At 40.8% G+C, this 22980-nt stretch carries 20 protein-coding genes; 17 read left to right on the top strand and 3 right to left on the bottom strand.

The annotated features are described in order from the left end of the window. The first annotated feature begins 248 nt into the window (after positions 1–248). From HUK49_RS07190 to rplS, 17 genes are all read left to right on the top strand, one after another. Positions 249–611, top strand: a complete 363-nt coding sequence (locus tag HUK49_RS07190) for an Asp23/Gls24 family envelope stress response protein (RefSeq protein ID WP_191913207.1) — start codon at positions 249–251, stop codon at positions 609–611. Between the two features lie 25 nt (positions 612–636). Next, the gene (locus HUK49_RS07185; protein ID WP_191913206.1) at positions 637–2343 is read left to right on the top strand and encodes a DAK2 domain-containing protein; all 1707 of its coding nucleotides are present in this window, start codon (positions 637–639) and stop codon (positions 2341–2343) included. A 78-nt stretch (positions 2344–2421) separates the two neighbouring features. Further along, entirely contained in the window at positions 2422–4446 is a 2025-nt protein-coding gene (gene recG / locus HUK49_RS07180) for an ATP-dependent DNA helicase RecG (protein ID WP_191913205.1), read from the top strand. A 13-nt stretch (positions 4447–4459) separates the two neighbouring features. Then, the gene (gene plsX / locus HUK49_RS07175; protein ID WP_191913204.1) at positions 4460–5467 is read left to right on the top strand and encodes a phosphate acyltransferase PlsX; all 1008 of its coding nucleotides are present in this window, start codon (positions 4460–4462) and stop codon (positions 5465–5467) included. A 58-nt stretch (positions 5468–5525) separates the two neighbouring features. Continuing rightward, positions 5526–5780: an acyl carrier protein gene (acpP, locus tag HUK49_RS07170; RefSeq protein WP_003717350.1), complete on the top strand. Its 255-nt coding sequence runs from the start codon at positions 5526–5528 to the stop codon at positions 5778–5780. 60 nt (positions 5781–5840) lie between these two features. Further along, a complete protein-coding gene (rnc, locus tag HUK49_RS07165) occupies positions 5841–6563 on the top strand; it encodes a ribonuclease III (RefSeq protein WP_191913203.1) in 723 nt (240 codons plus the stop codon). 5 nt (positions 6564–6568) lie between these two features. After that, positions 6569–10132, top strand: coding sequence for a chromosome segregation protein SMC (smc, locus tag HUK49_RS07160; protein WP_191913202.1), 3564 nt, complete (start codon positions 6569–6571; stop codon positions 10130–10132). A 16-nt stretch (positions 10133–10148) separates the two neighbouring features. Continuing rightward, a complete protein-coding gene (ftsY, locus tag HUK49_RS07155; protein WP_191913201.1) occupies positions 10149–11546 on the top strand; it encodes a signal recognition particle-docking protein FtsY in 1398 nt (465 codons plus the stop codon). A 14-nt stretch (positions 11547–11560) separates the two neighbouring features. Continuing rightward, positions 11561–11902 carry a putative DNA-binding protein gene (locus HUK49_RS07150; RefSeq protein ID WP_102169439.1) on the top strand — a complete coding sequence of 114 codons (342 nt, stop codon included), beginning with the start codon at positions 11561–11563 and terminating at the stop codon, positions 11900–11902. A 3-nt stretch (positions 11903–11905) separates the two neighbouring features. Continuing rightward, positions 11906–13360, top strand: a complete 1455-nt coding sequence (gene ffh / locus HUK49_RS07145) for a signal recognition particle protein (protein WP_191913200.1) — start codon at positions 11906–11908, stop codon at positions 13358–13360. Positions 13361–13685: 325 nt separating this feature from the next. Then, positions 13686–16556, top strand: coding sequence for a mucin-binding protein (locus HUK49_RS07140; protein ID WP_191913199.1), 2871 nt, complete (start codon positions 13686–13688; stop codon positions 16554–16556). 83 nt (positions 16557–16639) lie between these two features. Then, on the top strand, positions 16640–16915 hold the full coding sequence (gene rpsP, locus HUK49_RS07135) for a 30S ribosomal protein S16 (protein ID WP_003717360.1): 276 nt from the start codon (positions 16640–16642) through the stop codon (positions 16913–16915). A 12-nt stretch (positions 16916–16927) separates the two neighbouring features. After that, positions 16928–17188, top strand: coding sequence for a KH domain-containing protein (locus HUK49_RS07130; RefSeq protein WP_191913198.1), 261 nt, complete (start codon positions 16928–16930; stop codon positions 17186–17188). A 56-nt stretch (positions 17189–17244) separates the two neighbouring features. After that, positions 17245–17754: a ribosome maturation factor RimM gene (gene rimM, locus HUK49_RS07125; protein WP_102169444.1), complete on the top strand. Its 510-nt coding sequence runs from the start codon at positions 17245–17247 to the stop codon at positions 17752–17754. Further along, positions 17754–18512: a tRNA (guanosine(37)-N1)-methyltransferase TrmD gene (gene trmD / locus HUK49_RS07120; protein WP_191913197.1), complete on the top strand. Its 759-nt coding sequence runs from the start codon at positions 17754–17756 to the stop codon at positions 18510–18512. Before rimM ends, trmD begins: the two co-directional genes overlap by 1 nt. A 12-nt stretch (positions 18513–18524) precedes the next feature. Next, positions 18525–19961, top strand: a complete 1437-nt coding sequence (locus HUK49_RS07115; protein ID WP_191913196.1) for an APC family permease — start codon at positions 18525–18527, stop codon at positions 19959–19961. Between the two features lie 114 nt (positions 19962–20075). After that, positions 20076–20435 carry a 50S ribosomal protein L19 gene (gene rplS, locus HUK49_RS07110; protein WP_056974551.1) on the top strand — a complete coding sequence of 120 codons (360 nt, stop codon included), beginning with the start codon at positions 20076–20078 and terminating at the stop codon, positions 20433–20435. Between the two features lie 117 nt (positions 20436–20552). Here the strand turns inward: rplS and HUK49_RS07105 are convergent, their stop codons facing one another. The 3 genes from HUK49_RS07105 to HUK49_RS07095 all read right to left on the bottom strand — a co-directional run bounded on the left by HUK49_RS07105 (position 20553) and on the right by HUK49_RS07095 (position 22952). Beyond that, complete coding sequence (locus tag HUK49_RS07105; protein WP_191913195.1) at positions 20553–21683, bottom strand: tyrosine-type recombinase/integrase; 1131 nt, start codon at positions 21681–21683, stop codon at positions 20553–20555. Between the two features lie 2 nt (positions 21684–21685). Next, positions 21686–22003, bottom strand: a complete 318-nt coding sequence (locus tag HUK49_RS07100) for a hypothetical protein (RefSeq protein ID WP_191913194.1) — start codon at positions 22001–22003, stop codon at positions 21686–21688. A gap of 256 nt (positions 22004–22259) precedes the next feature. After that, positions 22260–22952 (bottom strand): type II toxin-antitoxin system PemK/MazF family toxin, encoded by a 693-nt coding sequence (locus HUK49_RS07095; RefSeq protein ID WP_191913193.1) that lies wholly within the window; start codon positions 22950–22952, stop codon positions 22260–22262. Positions 22953–22980: the final 28 nt, after the last annotated feature.

Genomic DNA, 22980 nt, shown 5'->3' with positions numbered 1-22980 from the left:
CCTATTTCACTGAAAAATTTATCTCAGCGAAGAGAAATGACCTTACCGCAGCGGAATACCGCTTTGGCAAGGCCAACTAATTTTTATTATTTAATGTGTAAACTTGACAGGGCACAGTACCTAGTAGACGACTTTTTTCATTTCGTCTGCTATGGTATTATTAGTATGAGTTTTTAACAGTATGATTGCTAAACAATACTCGTTTTATATGATAGAGCATTGATTGACCAATATAAGGAGGCCATATGATGGCGGTTAAAATTAAAACACAATCTGGAATGATCGATATCAACAATGACGTAATTTCAGCAGTTGTTGGTGGCGCTGCTACTGATAACTATGGTGTGGTTGGAATGGCATCACGGAATCCACTTCGCGATGGTGTTAACCAAATCCTGCGTCGTGAAAACTTTAGTCGCGGGGTTGTTGTTCGTCAGCAAAATAACGGTGTTGCCATTGATGTGAACATCATCGTCGGTTATGGTACTAAGATCTCGGAAGTTTCAAAGAGTGTTCAATCAAAGGTAAAGTACAACCTTGAATCGATGCTTGGCATTACAGCAAACTCGGTTAATGTTTGTGTTCAAGGTGTTCGCTCACTTGATGATTAATTTGCGTTACTAGGAGGAAAGATAATTGGCTGTAACTGAAATTACGAATCTTGAATTTGGCAAAATGGTTCAAGCTGCTGCTAGTAAGCTGAGCAAAAACGCTGAATTTATCAATTCACTGAATGTTTTCCCTGTTCCTGACGGTGATACGGGGACAAACATGACATCTTCAATGGCTAGTGGTGCCAAGTACGAACGCAACGCAAATAGTACTAAGGTTGGCGATTTGGCTGGGGCCTTAGCTAAGGGACTTTTAATGGGTGCCCGTGGAAACTCCGGAGTGATTCTTTCACAAATCTTCCGCGGTTTTGCTAAGGGAGCAGAAGGGAAAGCAGTTCTTGACGCCCATGATTTTGCTGAAGCTTATGCCAATGGTGCTAAGGTTGCATATAAGGCTGTTATGAAGCCAACTGAAGGAACAATTTTAACTGTTGTCCGTGAATCAGCACAAGCAGGATTAGAAAAGGCCAAGCAGACCGACGATATCGTCGAAATTATGCATACAATTTATGAGGCATCAACAGTTGCTCTTAAGAAAACCCCTGAATTATTGCCTGTTCTTAAGCAGGTCGGGGTTGTTGACTCTGGTGGTCAAGGGCTTGTTTTTGTCCTTCAGGCTTTTGATGAAGCCTTGAGTGGTAAGGTTGATAAGGACGATAGCTACAAGCCTGACAACGCTGAAGTTGATGAAATGGTTAAAGCAATGGATCACCAAAGCGTCCAGGGAAAATTAAATCCAGAAGATATTCAATATACTTATTGTACGCAAATGCTTGTGCGAATTGGTAAGGGAAAACAGGTTAAGCAAAAGTTCGATTATGACACCTTCTACAATTACCTTGCCAAAATGGGTGACAGTCTTCTTGTCTTAAACGATGATTCTGTTGTTCGGGTCCATGTTCATACTGAACATCCTGGCGAAGTTTTATCATGGGGTCAGCAATTCGGTGATCTTCAAACTATTGAAATCCATAACATGGTATGGCAACAAGAAGAGATTATGGAACACGACGAAGAAGAAGCGGAACGCTCAGAAACACCAATTGACAAAGCCCGTGAAGCAGCTAAGCCTAAGCCAGAAACTGCTGTAATTGCGGTTACGTCTGGTGATGGAATTGCTAAACTGTTAAAGAGTCTTGGCGTAACCCATATTATTAAGGGTGGACAAACGATGAACCCAAGCATTCAAGATATTGCAGATGCAATTAATAATAGTGGTGCCAAGCAAGCAATTGTTTTGCCAAATAACGGCAATATCTTTATGGCAGCAGAACAGGCCGCTGACATTACAGATATTCCAGCTACCGTGGTTCATAGTAAGACGATTCCTCAAGCAATGACTGCACTTCTTGAATATAATCCAGAAGCATCGTTAGAAGATAATCAAACGAATATGGAAGCTAATCTTTCTGCAGTTAAGAGCGGTGAAGTTACTAATGCAATTCGGGATACAGAAATTGATGGTCAAACGATTAAGAAAGATGACTTTATGGGAATTGTTGACGGAAAGATTGTTGATACCGATCCAGACCTCAAGGAAGCTGCTATCAAGATGGTTAAAAAGATGCTTGATGAAGACAGTGAAATTGTCACAATTCTGTATGGACAAGACGGCGATAAAAAGACAGCTGAAGAAATTAAGGCTGCTGTTGAAGAAATGGATGATGAATTGGAAACCGAAATCTATGAAGGTGGCCAACCGGTATATCCATATTTGATTTCTGTTGAATAATTTAAATTAAGGAGTTGGATGCAGAACACCAGTCAACTGATGTCCATCCAACTCTTTTTACAGTGGGGAGGGAGTATGATGAAAAGTCTTCAGGATCCAGTTTCGGTGTTAAAAGGAGTTGGTCCTAAACGGGTGGCTGATTTAGCAACTTTGAATATCGATACGATTGAAGATTTGCTGACATACTACCCGACAAGGTATGATGATTTTACACCGAACGATTTAAGTGCGGTTAAGGATAAGCAACGGGTAACTATTAAGGGAAAGATTGTTTCAGAACCCTTATTTAGCCGGTTTGGATACCGTCGAAATCGGCTGAGCTTTCGGTTGCAGGTTGGTAAGCAAGTGGTCATGGCCACGTTCTTTAATCAACCATACTTAAAAAAGCAAGTGGAGCTAGATCGCCAGGTAACCGTAATGGGAAAGTGGGATGCTAGTCGTCAACAAGTAACCGGGACTAAACTATTAACGACAACGGGAACCCCAGAGAATGAATTTGGTGCTATCTATCCGACAAATAAGCATCTTCGGCAAAGTACCTTGAGATCGTTAATCCGTCAAGCGTATGAAGATTATCAGCGGGTTATCCCAACATTACTCCCCACTTTTCTTCGCCAAAAATATCGATTGTTAGATCGGCGAGAAATGATTAAGGATCTCCACTTCCCAGAAAGTCAAATGGTTGCTAAAGCTGCACGACGAACCGCGGCATATGAGGAGTTCTTCTTATTTCAATTGCGTCTCCAAGCGATCAGACGAGCACACCGTCAAGAAGATGGCACACGAATCTTGTACCATAATGACGAGTTAAAAGAATTTATTTCTCGGCTCCCGTTTGAACTTACCAATGCGCAAAAGAAAGTCGTCAATGAAATCTGTCGTGATTTGCGGCAACCAATTCAGATGAATCGCCTTCTTCAGGGGGATGTCGGCTCTGGGAAGACGATTGTTGCTGCAATTGCCATTTACGCGACAATCAGCGCAGGTTATCAAGCAGCCCTAATGGCGCCTACTGAAATTTTGGCAACCCAACATGCGGAAAAATTAGCTAAAGTTTTTGCGGATACTCATGTTCATGTTGGGCTGCTTACTGGTTCGCTAACTGCTAAACAGCATCGTGAACTAGTTAGTGCAATAAAAAAGGGCGATATCAATTTAATAATTGGAACGCATGCATTAATTCAAGCGGACGTAGAGTATGCTAACCTTGGCTTGGTAATTACCGATGAACAGCATCGGTTCGGTGTTAACCAACGTCAACAATTACGAGAAAAGGGCGAACATCCAGACGTTCTTGCCATGACGGCAACGCCAATTCCACGGACATTAGCAATTACCTCATATGGTGAAATGGATGTGTCAGTAATTGATGAGTTACCAGCAGGACGGAAACCAATCGAAACACGTTGGTTAAAGGATAAGCAGAGCAATGACGCGTTAAAGTTCCTTCGTCAGCAATTGGCTAGCGGGGCACAAGCTTATGTTGTTAGTCCGTTAATTGAAGAATCAGAAGCATTGGATGTCCAGAATGCAACTGATCTTTATGAACGATTGGCTAATTACTTTCAGCCGGATTATAAGGTTGGCCTTTTACATGGTCGTCTAAATGGGGACGAGAAGGATGCCGTAATGAAAGACTTTCAAGACGGTAAAATCCAGGTTCTTGTTTCAACAACGGTTGTTGAAGTCGGTGTTGATAACCCTAATGCAACCGTGATGATTATCTACAATGCTGATCGTTTTGGTCTTGCTCAATTACACCAATTACGTGGTAGAGTAGGGCGAGGTGAACGGCAAAGTTATTGTTTATTAATTGCTGATCCAAAAACAGATGAAGGAACAGCACGAATGAAAACAATGGTTGCAACTACTGATGGCTTTAAAGTTGCCCAACGAGATCTTGAACTCCGTGGAGCAGGAGATGTCCTTGGAGCAAAACAATCAGGACTTCCTGATTTTAAGGTTGGTGATTTGAAGATTTTACAAATTGCTAAGGAAGATGCCGCTAACCTATTAGCAACTCCTCATTGGGATGAGGTAGATGATAATCAGCCACTAGTTCTCTACTTAAAACGAAACCAACTTGAAACACACTTTGACTAGGAGGGTTAATATAATGAAAATTGCTGTAGATGCAATGGGCGGTGATAACGCCCCTAAAGCAATTATTGAAGGGGTCGAAGAAGCTCGGGACTTGTATCCTGACTTGACCTTTGATCTCTATGGTAATCCGGATAAAATTAAAGCCGTGATTACCAATCAGGAGCGTTTGAAGATCGTTGAAACTACTGAAGAAATCTCGATGGGTGAAGAGCCAGTTCGGGCAATTCGCAAGAAGAAAGATTCATCAATTGTTCGGGCTGCCAAAGCTGTTAAGGAAGGGGATGCGGATGCATTCTTTTCTGCTGGTAATACAGGCGCAGTTCTGGCCGCAGGAATCTTTATTGTTGGACGGATTCATGGAATCGATCGCCCAGGACTAACCAGTATTCTCCCGATTGCTAAGCCTGGATTCAAACGCCAAAATTTCGTTTACCTTGATACTGGTGCTAACGCTGAAAGCAAAGAAAAAAATCTTGTTCAGTTTGCTTACCTTGGTAAATTTTATGCAGAAAAAGTTCTTGGGGTTGCTAACCCACGGATTGCACTGCTTAATAATGGTGCTGAGGAGGATAAGGGTGATCAGCTCCATAAGGATGTTTGGCAACTGCTTAATGCAGAAGATGAACTTAACTTTATCGGTAATGTTGAATCTGGTGATCTCTTATTTGGTAAGGCTGATGTCGTTGTTAGTGATGGCTGGACAGCCAATGCTGCGTTGAAAGCAACTGAAGGAACCGCCAAAATGATGATGACATTGATTAAGGATGGAATCCTAAATGGTGGTATCCGCGCTAAGTTAGGCTATCTAATGTTGAAACCAGTCTTTCATCAGATTGGGCAGAAGATGAGTGCTTCAACTTATGGTGGCGCCGTTCTCCTGGGCTTAAAAGCTCCCGTAGTTAAAACACACGGTTCATCAGACGCGACAGCCGTTAAAAATACCATTAGTCAGATTCGGACAATGCTAAAAACTGGTGTCATTGATGAAACCGTTAAATTTTTTAACCAAAACAATGAGTAGACAAGAAGACAAAAAACGCCTAAAATAGTAGCGAACTAATAAAGAGAGGTAACAGTCAATGGCTGAAGATAAAAAGCAGGAAATCTTTAATAAGGTTTCAGAAATCGTGGCTGATCACTTTGATGTTGATCGGGCAAAAATTACCGATGAATTAAATTTAAAAACAGATTTAGACGCTGATTCAATTGACTTTGTTGAATTTGTCCTTGAGCTTGAGGATACGTTTGGTGAAGAAATTGATGATGAAGATGCTGAAAAGTTAAGTACGATTGGTGAAGTAGTTGACTACATTGCCGAACATACCGCTGATTAATAATTCTTTGAGGTCCGCGATGAAGGCTTGTACTTTATCGCGGCTTTTTTCACATCTTTAATGAAAAGAAAGGAAGTTTTTACTATTAAGAATTTACAAGACTACCTGGCCAAGGAATTTGATATTCATTTTACCAATCCCGATTTGCTTGCGGAAGCATTTACTCAGGCTTCATACGTAAATGAGCACCCACATCAAGGGCTTAAATTTTATGAACGGATTGAGTTTCTTGGCGATGCTGTGTTGGAATTGATTGTTTCCGAATACATCTATAAGCGCTTTCCAGAATTACCCCAGGGGAAATTGACTCGTTTACGTGCCGCAATGGTTTGTGAAGACAGTTTTTCTAAATTCGCAAAAGAGTGTCATTTCGATCAATATATTCGTTTGGGTCACGGTGAAGAGATGGCTGGTGCTCGTCAACGTCCAGGGTTACTCTGTGATATTTTTGAATCGTTTATCGGTGCACTTTACCTTGATCAAGGGCGGCCTGCCGTTGAAAAGTTTGTTCAACGAGTAATTTTCCCTAAACTTGATCTGGGTTGGTTTGACCATGCTGTTGATGCCAAAACAAGTCTTCAGGAATTTTTACAGCGCGATGGTGATGTTGATATTGAATACCATCTTCTTCAGGAATCAGGAACGGAAAACGATCCAGAATTTAAGGTAAACGTTTCGGCTGATGGTAAGGTAATCGGTGAAGGAAGCGGCTCGTCGAAGAAACACGCTGAAATGCAGGCAGCTACTCAGGCCCTCAATCGGTTGCGTCAAGAAGGTAAGTAGGCACTATGCAGTTATTATCTCTAACATTGGATGGCTTTAAGTCCTTTGCTCAGAAGACGACAATTAAGTTTGAACCAGGAATGACAGGAATTGTTGGACCAAACGGAAGTGGAAAAAGTAATATCATCGAAGCAATTCGCTGGGTAATGGGTGAACAATCTGCTCATCAACTTCGTGGCGATAAAATGGCTGATGTTATTTTTAACGGTTCTAGTGACCGGAAGCCGCTTAACCGAGCACTTGTATCAATTACATTTGATAATAGTGATCATTACCTTGCTAGTGACTTTACTGAATTAACAATTACCCGGAAACTATACCGCAATGGTGATAGTGAGTACTTGGTTAATGGTCAAGAGGTTCGCTTAAAAGATATTACCGATCTCTTCATTGATTCTGGATTAGGCCGGGAATCCTTCTCCATTATTTCCCAGGGACAAATTGAAGCGATTTTTAACGGTAAGCCAGCGGATCGTCGTTCAATTATTGAAGCGGTGGCTGGAGTTGCAAAATACAAGAAGAATAAGGATACCGCCGAAAAACGGCTCAGCGCAACCATGGATAACCTTAATCGGGTTAACGATATTATTGCTGAGTTGACGAGCCAGCTGGAACCATTAGCTGATGAAAGTGCCCTTGCTGAGGATTATTTAGAGCAAAAGGGACAATATGATCTTCTCGACCGTACCCAGACAGTGCGTCTTTATGATCAAACTAGTAAGGAATTAACGAATCTGAAAGCTAAGCTAGCGGCTGATCAGAAGCTGGTCAGTGATTATACGACTCAGCTTGCTAAATCAACTGCAGGGTTAAACCAGTTAAAGCGTCAGCAAAGTAATTTGCAGACGCAAAAAGACCAATTACAGGCCAAAATTCTGACGACTACCGAAATGATTGGTAAATTGCAAAATCAGCAATCTGTGTCCTCAATCAAGCGTGAGCAACAGCTTCAGGAACGGGAAAGGCTAACTAACCAACTGCAGGAGCTTAAACAGCAACAAATAGAAATTGACCAAAAATTAACCCAGGCTAATGAAGAGGTTCAGTCACAAAAAAAGAAAATTGTTAATCACCAGGAAGAATTGGCTGCTGCCAAGCAAATGACTAGTGGTCAACGGATTCAGCACGTTAATCAAGAGCTAGAAAAATTGCGGGGAAATCAAGTTGACCTAATGCAACAAATTACAACCCTGCAAAACCAGCAAGCTTTTCTGAAAAGTAATCATGAGCAAACCATTAACGCACAGCAGCAAAGCAATGCTGAACTTCAGGCTGCTCAAGAACGATTAGCTGAAATTAAAGCTCAGGAAGCAACGGCAAAAAAAGAAGCAACGGCCCAACAAGCTCACGTTACCGAACTTCAAAGCCAGTTAAGAAGTCAGCAGGAGAAGCAGGAATGCGTCCAGAGACAGTATCAAGAAGCTCAACGTTCTTGGTACCAATCACTTGGGGATGTTCATTCGCTTCAATCACGCCTGAAAAATTATCATTCAATGCAAGAAGAATACTCTGGATACTATCAGGGTGTTCAAAATGTTTTGAAGCAACGGCAACAGTTTTCGGGGCTTGACGGTGCTGTGAACGAGCTATTAGATGTTCCTGAAAAATATACAACTGCAATTGAGACAGTTCTTGGTAGTCAGTTGCAACAACTGGTAGTTGATCACCAGTCGACTGCTAAGCAGATCATTAATTATTTGGTCCGTCATCGTGCGGGACGTGTAACTATCCTACCTCTTGATACGTTAAGGCATTATCAGACTTCAACGATTTTTAACCAATTACGGTCGCTACCTGGATATGTTGGTCGGGCAACTGAATTAATCAATTATGATCCTAAGTATGATGTGGTTGCACAACACCTTCTCGGAAATACGGTTGTAGCTGATAATCTTGATCATGCAACAGAGATTTCTCGACACGGTCATCACTATGTCAGGGTTGTAACGCTTGATGGCCAGTTGATTAATGCTAGTGGATCAATGACCGGGGGTGCCAATCATCACCAGCGAATTGGTCTGCTTAGCCAAAAGCAGTTAGCTAGTCAGTTGCAAAATGCCCTTAATAAAGAGCAGGTTGCGGCAAGTCAGTTGGAAAAACAGGTTGCTCAATTGCAGACCACCCAAAAAGAAATTAATAAGCAGGTAACTGATTTACAGACTCATTTACACCAAGCAAGTGAAAAGCTTCATTCTGCAACAGGACAGCAGCAAGTGTTGCAAAGCCAGCATCAAGTAATTGAACGTCAAGTATCCGCTCTTAAGTTTCAATCGGGTCAGCAGGATGATCAACACGCTGATTATGAGCAAAAAGTACAGCAAAATACTCAGCAGCTGAAAGATGCTCAGCAACAGTTTGATGTTAATAAGCAACGGACTATTGAATTACAGGAGCAAATTAAGCAGTTGCAAAGTGACGAATCAGCGCAAAGTCAGCAGCTTCATCAGATGGAGCAGTGGCTTGCCGTTGCTCAGGAACGGTTGCAACAGCTTAAGAGTAACCGTCATGCCCTGCAACAGGAGAAAAACTCACTGCAAATAAATGCTGATCACCTTGAACAACAAATTCAACGACTTAATTTACAAATTAATAGTGATCATGCAGATGACGAGTCAAACGAAACGGCTTTGCAGGATGCTATTCAGCGGTTGGCAACTGTCAAACAACAGTTAGTTGCGGCTAAAGAGGAGTTAAACTCGCTTAGTGAACAGGTTGATAATGCCGAAGAAGGGCATAGTCGATTGCGCGATTTATTAGCAGCGGCAACAAATGAACTGAACCATTTGGATGCTCAACGGATTCGTCATGAATCACAGTTGGATAGTTACTTGAATCATTTGAGTTCACAGTATTCAATGACCATTGGTGAGGCCAAAGAAAAGATTAGCGACCTCCCAGATGATCAACTGAGGATTAAGTTGAAACTATTAAAGCGGGGATTAGCTGATCTTGGTGAAGTCAATACTGGGGCGATTGCTGAATATAAGCGTGTTAAGGAACGGTATGATTTCTTATCAACCCAGCAAGCAGATTTATTGGCTTCGCGTGATCAATTAAATGAAACAATGGATGAAATGGACGAGCAAGTTAAAACAAGGTTTAGCGAAACGTTTAATAAGGTTTCAGCTGCATTTGACCAGACGTTCCAGCAGATCTTTGCTGGTGGTCATGCGCGGTTAGTCTTAACGGATCCTCATGATATTTTGACGACGGGAATTGATATTATGGCCCAGCCACCCGGGAAGAAGAATCAGCGAATGAGTCTTCTTTCAGGTGGTGAGAAAGCATTAACCGCAATTACCCTATTATTTGCAATTCTCAAAGTACGTCCAGTACCATTTGCAATTCTCGATGAACCTGAGGCAGCACTTGATGAAGTCAATGTGCAGCGCTTTGCTAACTACCTGAGTCATTTTGGAAATGATGGTCCGCAATTTATTGTCATTACTCACCGTAAGGGAACAATGATGAATGCCAATGTCCTTTATGGGGTAACAATGCAGGAGTCAGGAGTATCCAGAATGGTTTCCGTTGATGTGATCGATACCTTAGAAAGTTCAAACAACTAGGAAGAAGGCGTAAATTATGGGATTATTTGATATTTTTCGTCGGCATAAGAAGCATGAAGATAAGCAAGAAGAACATCCTCAACAGGAAGAGGCCAAGGATCAGGAAGTTGATAGTGAGGTAGCAACAACTTCACAAAGTACTAGTAGTAAATCCGTAGCACAGGAAGAAGCTACTGAGGTTGATCAAGATTCCTCTGCAACTGCAGATGTGCAACCTCAAAATGAAGAGGTTTCCGATAATACAACTCCAGTATCTTCTGTTGAGCAAACTGCTGAATCAGCAAGTGCTGTTGAAGAAGAAACAGTCACAAGTCAAAATGATGAACCAGAAGAAGAGACTCCAACAACAGAAAGTAGTTCTCAAGTAGCTGAAGTGTCGGCTCCTGCACCAGAGAGTGAAGTTAAGAGTGATAATGCTGAGGAAGAAGCCGAAGAATCAACGGCTGTAAGTGATGACGAAACTGTTGATGAGGAAAGTACAGCAGCAAAGTATGATCAAGGGCTAGAAAAGTCACGGACGGGATTTGGTGCTCGGCTTAACCGTTTCTTAGCTAATTTCCGTCATGTCGATGAGGACTTCTTTGATGATCTGGAAGATCTATTGATTGAGTCCGATGTTGGTTACGACATGGCAATGAAACTTAGTGATGAACTTCGTGAAGAGGTAAAGCTAGAAAATGCCAAGAGTAAACAAGAAGTCTCTAACGTGATTATTGAAAAAATGGTTGAGCTATATGATCAAGCAGGAAAAGATGAAAAGCCTGACCTGAACTTCGCTAAGGAAGGACCAACAGTGATCATGTTTGTTGGTGTCAATGGTGCTGGGAAGACAACTACTATTGGGAAGATGGCAGCATTGTTTAAGAGCCAAGGTAAAAAAGTCCTTTTAGCAGCTGCTGATACTTTCCGGGCAGGGGCGACCGAGCAACTAGATGTCTGGGCTAAACGTGATGGCGTTGATATTGTTACTGGCCCAGAGAACGGTGATCCGGCTGCAGTTGTGTTTGATGCCGTTCAAAAGGCAAAGAGAGAGAATTATGACATTCTATTCGTTGATACTGCGGGAAGATTACAGAATAAGGTTAATTTGATGAAGGAATTAGCCAAGATGAAGCGGATCTTAACCCGTGAAATTCCTGATGCTCCGCACGAAGTTCTCCTTGTCTTGGATGCAACAACTGGTCAGAATGCTTTGAACCAGGCAAAATTATTTAAGGAAAGCACGGATGTTACCGGAATTGTCCTGACTAAGCTTGACGGGACTGCCCGTGGGGGAATTGTCTTAGCTATCCGGAATGAACTTCATCTTCCAGTGAAGTATGTTGGTCTGGGTGAAAAGGTTACTGATCTGCAGAAGTTCGATGCGAGTGAATTTGTTTATGGACTATTTAAGGATTTAGTTGAAGTTAATTAGTTAAGGAGTTGCTGATGGAGATTGAAAAAAACGAGCGGATTAATTCGCTGTTTGAGTTTTATCAACCGCTCTTAACGGAGAAACAGAACCAGTATCTTGAGCTTTATTATGCTGATGATTTTTCGCTTGGCGAGATCGCTGAAAACTTCAACGTAAGTCGTCAGGCAGTTTATGATAATATTAAACGGACTGAAAAGATCTTAGAAGCTTATGAAGCTAAGTTGCATTTAGACGCTGAGTTTCAAGCGCGAAATAAGCAGGCTGATGAAATTCAGCAATACGTTAAACAACATTATCCAGATGATCAACAGTTGAATAAACTCGTGGGTCGTTTGGAAAATTTGGAGGAAGAATAAAAGATGGCATTTGAAGGATTAACAGATCGTCTGCAAAAGGCGATGGAGAAACTACGACGGAAGCCTAAAGTTACCGAAGCTGACCTCCGTGAAACGATGCGAGAAATTCGGTTAGCGTTACTAGAAGCCGATGTTAACTTCGCTGTTGTAAAAGATTTCGTCAAGAAGGTTCGGGAAAAGGCTGCTGGTGCAGAAGTCCTCAAGGGATTAAATCCAGCTCAACAAATTGTTAAAATTGTTAATGAAGAGTTAACCGAATTAATGGGTGAAGAAGCGGTGCCGCTTAATAAAGCCGCTCATATTCCAACCGTTATCATGATGGTTGGTCTTCAAGGGGCCGGTAAAACGACAACTGCTGGTAAGTTAGCCCTCCGCTTGAAGAATGAAGACAAGGCGCGACCACTGTTTATTGCTGCCGATGTTTATCGGCCTGCCGCAATTACCCAGTTAAAGCAGGTTGCTGACCAGATTGATGTTCCGGTTTTTGAAAAGGGAATTGACGTTGACCCAGTCGAAATTGTTCGCCAAGGGATGGAAGTTGCCAAGCAAAATCATAATGACTATGTAATTATTGATACTGCTGGTCGTCTGCAAATTGATGAGCAATTGATGGATGAGTTGGCAAACATTAAGCAGCTTGTTAATCCTAATGAAATCTTGCTGGTAATTGACTCAATGACGGGGCAAAATGCGGTTAATACTGCCCAGGGATTTGACGATAAACTTGATATTACCGGTGTAGTATTGACCAAGCTTGATGGTGACACCCGTGGTGGTGCTGCCATGTCAATTCGTGCTGTTACTGGAAAGCCAATTAAGTTCGTCGGTGAAGGGGAGAAGATGGAAGATCTCGATGTCTTCCACCCTGACCGGATGGCTTCACGAATTCTGGGAATGGGGGACATGATGACCCTAATTGAAAAGGCCCAGAAGGATTTCGATGAAGAACAGGCTCAAGCAACAATGGATAAGATGCGTGAAAATACCTTTGATTTCAACGACTTCTTATCACAGATGGATCAAGTAACCAAGATGGGGCCATTAGAGAACATCATTAAAATGATGCCTGGAATGGCTAATAATCCTGCATTAAAGAACTTAAACCTTGATCCAAAACAATTGGATCATATTCGGGCTATCATTTATTCCATGACTCCAGAAGAACGGGAGAATCCTGACTTGATGAATCCAAGTCGGCGTCGGCGGTTAGCGGCTGGGGCTGGTCGGCCGATCGTGGAAGTTAACCGAATGATTAAGCAGTTTAACCAGATGCGGAAGATGATGAAGCAAGTTACCAATGGTAATTTTAATGGGATGCAAAATATGTTCGGTGGACAAATGCCGGGAATGCCTGGTGGCCGAATGGGGCAAATGGCTATGAGCCATATGGCACGGAAGATGAAAAAGGATAAGCAAAAGCGGATTAAGAAGTTACGGAAATTGCGGAAAAAACATTAAATAAACAATAACCGGTTAGTTAAGGGTGATAAGTGATTAACTAACCGGTTATTATTTTTGAATTATTATAAAGAAAATAATTCATTTAAATTACAAACTAATATGCCCTTTAATAGACATTAACCTTGATCGTGAAAAGTTAATTAAGTCGATTAATTATCAAATTCCAATTTTTCTAATTATCAATTGATTGATTTAAAAATAGTCACCTTGCTATCGAAAAATTAAAGGGCTAAAATTACGGTGTTTTGGGGATCTGCAATCAGCTTTTTTCTGAAACTATAAGCTATATAGAGAAATCTAGCCGATAAGTGGAGTGATTAATATGGTTTCAAAGGGAAACAAAAAGTACTTAATGACAAAGCAGGAACGGTTGATTCCGCATTATGGATTACGGAAGTTAAGTGTAGGGGTTGCTTCTGTATTGCTATCAACGTCAATTTTAATGGGGATGACCACGAAAGCACAGGCTGATACTGCTACTGGGCAAGTTAATCAGGAGAGTAGTCAAACTGATAAAGCTTCAGATAATAACGCGACTAATTCAGTTACCTTGAAAAATTATCAAGCACCAACTGAAGCTTCGTCAACCCAAAAGCAGGATCAGGTACCAGCAAAATCAACGATTGCGGGTAATGCTTCTCAACAGGCAGTTCAACCAGCAGTTACCCCAACTACTTCAATTAATGATCAAGTTGGTAAGACGATCAATGTTGTCACCCATGACGTTACCGAAACTACTGGGGATAAGGCAACAGGGCAACGGGGGACGACTAACCTTGAGCTGAAAATGACAATATCAGCTGATGATGCGCAGCAAATAAAAGCTGGTGATTATATTGATATTCGATTGGGAATGCCGTATACCACAGAAGATGGAAATAGTTACGTCTTTAGTTATGGTGCCGTAAATAATAGTAAGGATAATATTAAGGCTCTTAAGTATCAAAATCATGTAATCGGCTATATTGTCCCTGCTGGTGATACCGAGAGCTATAAGCAATCATTTCCTGAAGCTTCTTCAGCTGGGACAATTAAGTGGACAGTAATTAATAATCAGAATAAGGATGATATAAGCAGTGCCGGAAGTAATGGCTATTATCGGATAATTTTTAATGATGTCTTAAGCGATTACTTGAAGAACCATTCTGGAAACAGCGGTGTGGTTGATATTAAGGCCAGAATGGCTTGGTACAATACCAGTAGTAATGGTGATAAGCAGGCTTTAAAGCCAAGTGAGACAATTACCCTTTATAGTGATAATGGTGAGACAAGTTACTCTCCCCAAAACGATCTTCAAATTGGCAATCAAACATTTACCAGTGGAATTAGTATTAATGTAATTGCAAAGAAGAAAGGGGAAAGCTCTGTTCCAGTAACTTCCAAGCCTCAAGTAATTGATCATACGGGTAATACTTCAGCACACTTATGGCGGACAATTGACGGTAAAGAAACACTGCAAGTTACTAATAATCAAGCCCAGGGTGTTGGAATTTCTTTAACTAATTTAGGTCAAAACTTTACGATCACGGTTACAAAACCAGCTTCTAATGATGATGTAACGACTAATTTTGTTAGTGCTAGTGATTTACAGGAAGCACTACAAAATCTAGTTGTCCCGCTGGATTCCAAAGTATCTTCAAACTTAGTGGATAAATTGATTGCTAACGGTAATTACTACCTGTCTGATCAGTTTGTTTATCCGAAACCAAAAGTTAATGTAACGGTTGTAAAAAATGACGAGAATAAAATAACATACCACGTAACAGTGGCTGGCGACTATAAAGGCTTCAAAGTTACTTCGGCTGCGGATGGGATTGAACTGTCTCCCATTACTTTAATTACCTGGATGCCTACCAGAAAAGGAGCGTTATTACCTGAAAAGGGAATTAATAATTCAAAGGAAGATCATGATCAAGCTACTTATTTCAATCAGGATCTTCATAATTGGCTCTATGGTTACTCAATTCGGGATCGGGATGTTCGTAATTACATGAATACCCATCCTTGGCATGTAACTGTAACAAGCCAAAATGGAAACTATGATACTGATTGTGGCTACTGGATTGATATGGAAACCGATTCTAAGCCAGTAAATCAGGCAGATGTTAATTCCACATTTTATGGTTTCGTTAACCAAACAATCCATTATGTTGATGCAGATGGTAATCAAATGATGGACGATAAGGGGAAGCCTATTGCTGATAGAGTTCGGCAGGTTACCTTTACTAGTGATACTGGAGCAAGCGGATCCTTTAAGGCGGATAGGTACTTTAGCGATATCGACATTCCTGGAGTAAAGGGTTATTCAACTTATCGGGGCCAAAAGTCAGATGGTAAGAAGATAATTTACAGTGGCGGAAAGATTACTAAGATTGGTGATGAAGGTCACTTCACGTACCCGCATAATGATTTTATTGAATATGTTGTGTATGTTAAAAATAGTGAGCCAACTCCAGTAAATCCGCAGCCTGATCCGAAACCGAAACCTGATCCAGAGCCGACGCCAGAACCAATTCCAGTAAAAGATAGTAAAACAATCACTGAAGCAATTCACTATGTTTATCGAGATGGAACTAAAGCGGCAGATGATAAAACACAACAAGTCATCTTTACGCGAAATGGCTCTCAAACAGCTGAAGGCACTACTTGGGATGACTGGACGCCTGCAGAAGGAATCTTCGCTGAGGTAGAATCACCTGAAATCAAGGGCTATATTCCTGATCTGAAGGTAATTAATAAGATTAAGGTAACCTCAGAAAATAACAACATTGTAAAAACAGTTATTTATACTAAAAACTCAATTCCAACTCCAGAACCACAGCCAACACCAGCTCCAGCTCCTAAACCAACTCCAGAGCCGCAACCAACGTCTACGCCAACACCGGCACCGCAACCAGAACCTAAACCACAACCGACTTCAACTCCGCAGTCAACGTCAACTCCAAATCCAAATCCGGCACCAGAACCTCAGCCTCAACTGACACCAAAGTCAGCGCCACAACCAGGAACAAGTAATCCTTCTTCTAAGTCTGAAGGGTTAGTTGAGCCTCAAGCCGAGTCACAGCTAGTGCAAAATGAAAGTCGGCAACTACCACAAACCGGATCAGGACAGGTCAAGGGAGTAATGGCTCTTGGGATTGTCAGTTTATTGACTAGTTTTGGCCTTGGAATGAAGAAAAAGAAAAATATTTAAGCTGTCAAGAAAAAATACTTTACATTCTTTTGGAAGACTGGTATATTATTACCTGTTAAGAAATTTATAGGGAGGTGCAAAGAATGTCCGTTAAAATTCGTTTAAAGCGTATGGGTTCAAAGAAGCGTCCATTCTACCGTATTGTTGTAGCTGACTCACGTGCACCACGTGATGGTCGTTTCATTACTTCTTTAGGTACTTACAACCCATTGACCACTCCTAAGGAAATCAAGTTTGACGAAGATGCCATTATGGATTGGTTACAAAAGGGTGCTCAACCTTCTGACACTGTTCGTAACATGCTTCAAAAGGCTGGAGTTATGAAGAAGTTCCACGAATCAAAGTATGCTAAGAAGTAGTGATGTTTAGTCATGGCTGAGACAAATATTGAAGGGCTGGTTCGTAGTTTAGTAACTCCATTGTTGGAACATCCGGATGCTCTAACAATTACCAAGTCTGAAGATGATCGTTTTCAACGGTATGTTGTTGATGTTCATCCCAAAGATGTTGGTCGCTTAATTGGGCGGCAGGGACATATTGCTTCAGCACTGCGTACAGTCGTTGAAGGAGCACGTCCACGACGCTCCAATTCAAAAAAGGTCCGGTTACTAATAAATGACCACCGTCACTAAAATAAAAACTCCCACACTAATCTGTGGGAGTTTTTGTCAATTTTAGGAGAATTTGAATGAAATTTTATAATGTTGGAAAAATAGTCAATACTCACGGGATCCGTGGTGAAGTTCGGGTAATCCCCACTACCGACTTTATTGATGAGCGGTTTGCCAAGGGGGCTAAACTCTATTTAGATCAACAACAGGGAGAACCGTTAGAGTTAACAATTGAATCGTCACGTCCACACAAAGGCTCAATTCTTGTTAAGTTTGTTGGGTACGACAATATTAATGATGTTGAAAACTTCCGCAATCATGAGTTGAGAGTTAGTGAAGAGGATCAACAACCGCTCGAAGAAGGTAGTTATTATTACCACCAAATTATTGGCTTGACCGTTAAGACGATCGATGGTCGTGAATTAGGAAAGATTAAGGAAATCCTTTCTCCTGGCGCCAATGATGTTTGGGTTGTTCAACGACCACATCAAGCCGATTTATTATTACCCAAGATTGATGATGTGGTAAAAAAGGTTGATCTGGATAACGGCATAGTTGAGGTGGAACTATTGGAGGGACTTGAATAATGCGAATTGATATTTTAAGCCTATTTCCTGATATGTTTCAGGCAACTCTTGGTGAATCAATTGTTGGTAAGGCACAGGATAATGGTTACCTTGATATCAAGGTAACGGATTTTCGTGATTATACTGATAATAAGCACAACCGGGTTGATGATACGCCATTTGGTGGTGGTGCGGGAATGCTTCTCCAAGCGCAACCAATTTTTGATGCAATGGCAGCAATTGATGAGGAGACAAAGGAGCGTTATCCCAAAGGAAGGGTAATTCTGATGGATCCTGCGGGGCGAAAGTTTGATCAGGACTATGCTCAGGAATTATCTCAGGAAGAGCATCTTACCTTTATCTGCGGTCACTACGAGGGATATGATGAACGAATTAGAAACCTTGTGACTGATGAAGCATCATTAGGTGATTATGTTCTTACTGGTGGTGAATTAGCCGCAATGGTGATGATTGATGCTACTGTCCGCTTTGTCCCGGGTGTCCTAGGGAATATGTCTTCACCAATGGGCGATTCCTTTAGTAATGGCTTGCTAGAATATCCACAATATACCCGGCCTGCAGACTTTCGGGGAATGAAGGTTCCTGAAGTTTTAACCAGTGGGAATCACCAGAAAATAAAAGAATGGCGTCAACGTGAGGCGTTACGACGAACGCTTGAACGGCGACCAGATTTGTTAAAGACAGCCAAACTGACTCGTGAGCAACAACTGATGCTTGAAGATTTGAAACTCGATCAAGATCCAGATGTGCCGGACTAGAAAGGGGTTCAAATGAAAAAGTTTATTCAACGATTACTGTGGAAGCAGGATCCAGCTTTGTACCGCAGTAAGGATGCCAAACTAACACCCAGTTTGCGGACAATTGATCTAGTTGGTCTAGGGACCGGAATGGTTGTTGGGACAGCAATCTTTACTTTGCCAGGAATCGTGGCTGCTGAACATACGGGTCCAGCAGTCCCATTAGCATTTATTGTTGCAGCAATTGGTGCCGGCTTATCAGCACTAGCGTATGCAGAGACTTCATCAGTATTGCCGTTTGCTGGTTCAGCCTTTTCATGGATTAATGTTCTTTTTGGCGAGTTCTTCGGGTGGATTGCTGGCTGGGCGCTTTTGGCTGAGTATTTTATTTCAGTTGCTTTCGTTGCGTCAGGCTGGTCAGCCTATATGCAGGGGTTTCTCGCTAGTTTTGACATTAAGTTGCCAGTGGCATTAACCGGGGGCTTTAATCCACAACGAGGTTCATATGTTGATATTTTAGCTGCAATTGCTATTTTAGCCGTGGGGATTTTAATTTCTCGTGGGGTTCATCAGGTGAGCCGGATTGAAAATATTATTGTCAGTGTGAAGCTCTTGGTTATTTTAATGTTTATTGTTGTTGGGATGACGGCTATTCATCCGCAAAACTATTCGCCATTTATTCCGCCTCATGTTGCTGGAACAACATTTGGTGGCTGGCAGGGGATCCTTGCTGGAACAGCCCAAATTTTTATTGCTTATGTTGGTTTTGATGCAATTGCAGCTAATACGGCAGAAACGATTAACCCTCAGAAAACAATGCCACGGGGATTAATTGGGACGCTGGTTTTAGGTACTGGCTTCTTCATTGCGGTGTCTCTTGTCCTTGTGGGGATGTTTAAGTACAGTCGCTACGCTAATAATGCAGAACCAGCTGCTTGGGCACTCCGGCAATCAGGACATTACCTTACTGCTAACTTGTTATCGATCGTTGCCATTGTTGGAATTTTTTCGGCCTTAATTGCGATTTTATTAGCCTCATCACGGCTGATCTATGCCTTTGGTCGGGATGGTCTTCTTCCCCAAAGCTTAGGTCATATCGATCGTAAGCATGTGCCTAATCGTGCATTATGGATGATTACATTTCTGGCAATGATCCTGGGCTCTGTTTTCCCGTTCACTTTTTTGGCAACGCTAGTGTCCGCGGGAACCCTTGTGGCATTTATTTTTGTTTCACTAGGGATTTATGCTCTCCGTCCTCGTGAGGGAAAGGATCTTCCAGCAGCGCAATTTAAAATGCCAGGTTATCCAGTATTACCGGCAATCTCTGCTTTATTTTCTGCAGTGATTTTCTGGGGATTAAATGCCGATGCTAAGATCATGATGGTTATCTGGTTCCTTATTGGTTTAATCATTTACTTTGTTTACGGTATCCATCATTCAATCATTAATCAGGAACATCAATCAAAATAACCCTTGAAAGAAAAATGAAAAGCTAGTATAGTAATAGATGGCTGTTTAGCCGTAAGAAACGGTATTCCGCTGCCCACATCGGACATGAATGTCGGTGAAAGGAAAGAATTTTTTATGCGTCAAAACAAGTTAATCGAAAAGATTACTGCAAGTCAATTACGGGATGATATTCCAGATTTCCGTGCCGGTGATACTGTTCGTGTTCACGCCCTCATCGTTGAAGGTTCACGTGAACGTGTTCAGATGTTTGAAGGGATCGTTATTAAGCGCCATGGTGCTGGTATCAGTGCTACCTATACTGTTCGTAAGATCAGTAACGGTGTTGGTGTTGAACGGACTTTCCCAGTTCACTCACCACGTGTTGCTAAGATTGACGTTCTTCGTCATGGTCGTGTACGTCGTGCTAAGTTATACTACTTACGTGAACGTACTGGTAAGGCTACTCGTATCGCTGAAAAGCGTCGCGACAAGTAGTAAGAGAGAACCCTTGTGTAGCAAGGGTTCTTTTTGTTTTTAAATTTAATTTGGGGTAAGAAATAGGTCAAAAAAATAATAATCAAAAAGCCAATGGTAGGTTTTTGGTAGGTTTTTCTACAAATTATCAAGTTTAGCTGCCTCCTCATTAATAACATTTTGCGTTACGTGAAGATAAATCTGTCGAGTAATGTTTCCGTTACTATGACCAACTCTTTTCTGAATTACATATAGAGGAACACCGAGTTCTGCTAATTTTGAAATATGAGTGTGACGGAAAATATGACTACTTAGTGGCTTGTCGATTTTAAGGTTCTTTTTTGCTGTACGTAAAAAGGAGTTTACAGCTGAGGTTTGAATTGGTGTTCCATTTTGCGTGCAAAAGATAAAATCTCTGCTATTATGATTATGTTTACGATCAAAGTATATTTTAACGGCCTTTTCTGGAAGAATAACGGTTCTTGTAGATGAGGCTGTTTTTGTATGTTCACTTTTCTTTTGTTGAGATATTTTAATATGGTTATATTCGAGGGTACCGTCAATATTTACGAACCAACGTTCATCTTTTTTATAGACATCATCGAAATTAAGAGCAGTTGCTTCGCCAATCCTTGAACCTGTTAGGTAAAGCCATTCGAATAGTTGAGCATAATTTTTGTTACGCTTATATGTGTAATCGAGCAGGGCCTTCATTTCACTTTCTTCCAGAAATTTATTTTGTATTTGCTGACCGATGATAGGTGACTTGTAATTTATTTTGACATCATTTACGGGATTAGATTTGATATAAGAGTGTTCGACAGCATAATCAAATATAGAGTGTAAGAAATACTTGAATTTTGATACATAACCGCTAGATAATTTTCTGTCACCATACATAAGCTCTTCTAATTTCTGTGAGATAACCAAGGATGTTATATTTTCAACTAACGAATCTGGAGGGAGTATGCTTAGAAGGGTTCGTTTCATAGTCATATGGTTATAGTAAGTTGAACGACGGACTCGCTTCTTCTCATCATCAAGATATTCGGTGAGTAAAGATTCAAAGGTAACATTATGAATCAAAGTAGTTCGCTTAACTTGGCTTATTATTTTGTTGATTTTATTGTTAAGAATTATTTGAGCCTGTTTAGCGGTCTTCTTCTTATCGTCATTCATGGTTACACTTACGGTTTTCTGTTTATTTGTGAGTGGGTCTTTGTACTGCTCAAAGAAGCGGTACTTTTTATCTCGTTGTTGCTTCCACATAATTATTCCTCCTCAAAATCAATCATGCTAACGGATTCTTCTAAATCATCTAGTAGTTCATTTTCTTCGATAAACCTAATCCACTTTTCTTTTGGAGTATGGTTATTAGCTTTGAGGGCCTTGGAGAGCTTGTCATGGATGTTACTGATAAATTCGTTAGTAAACTTATCTACCTGTCTTTCAACTTGAGCGTCATTCCAGCACTTTGCCGGTTGGCGCTTTTTATTTTTGACTTGTTGACCTGCTCTAACCTTATCCTTGAAGTTGACGATAGCCGTTGAGTTGTTATCGATGTATTCTAGTAATTCTTCTTTATTCATGAAAAAGTCTTCCTTTCGTACATATGTTCTTTTTGCTTTCTTTTTAAACCGCTCCACTAATACCGGTGGGGCGGTCATTTTTGCTTTTATCCTCCATATTGCTTCTATTTCCACGTTAGATATATCTAACATAAAAATAAAAGCCCTACTAGTAAACAACTAGTAGGGCAGGGGACTAAATCCCGCGTAATATAAGTAATAAGTGGAGCCTAACTCCCAGTAACTGTATTATTACATAAACTACGCTACCAGTCAATTATTTTGAAATGTATAGTTCCATCAATTTATCACTAATATCAGCCATTTGTTTACTAGATAATTGTATTTGACCTGACGGATCAAATTTATTAATTCGTTTAATACGAAACTTGCTTATTGTTGTAATATCAGATAAACGTACAAAAGAATTCTTATTATAATTAGAATAGACTTTTGCCACTGCAAGTAGTTCTTGCGCGTCTAGTTCCAAATTATCAATTGCTTTTACAATATCATTATATTCAGGACTATTCTTAGGATATTCTTTTAGTTGTTCGTTAAGATTATGAATCCGTTTAGCTTTACGTAGTCCTTCCTGATTAATCAAATAAGTAGTCTGGTTGAAGATTTCTTTTCCTAATGAGAATCTGCCCTTCTTTTGTTTCGATGTTAGAGGCAATACTGTTAATGTTTTTTTCTTTGCATTATCCTTTTTATCTAATACTATTGCAAAATGTGGGAAGCAAAATTCACTTCCCATGTTTACCCCAAAATTTACTCTAATTATGGTTCCACGTTTATAGTGGTAATATCTTTTAGGAAATTCATTATCGAATTCTTTTTCATATCGATAGGAAACATCATCTAACCATTTAGGAAGACGTGTAAACTTTCCTTCATTAGGTTCACTAATTTTATGGAACCGACCGTTAGCAGTGCTTAATAGTTGCTTTTTATAATCATTTAACACAATTTTTCACCTCGATTATCTGATACTT

It is taken from the genome of Limosilactobacillus portuensis, from assembly GCF_014838735.1.
GTDB lineage: Bacteria > Bacillota > Bacilli > Lactobacillales > Lactobacillaceae > Limosilactobacillus > Limosilactobacillus portuensis.
The sequence above is the reverse complement of the archived record's forward strand: the minus strand, read 5'-3'. Positions and strand labels throughout refer to the sequence as shown.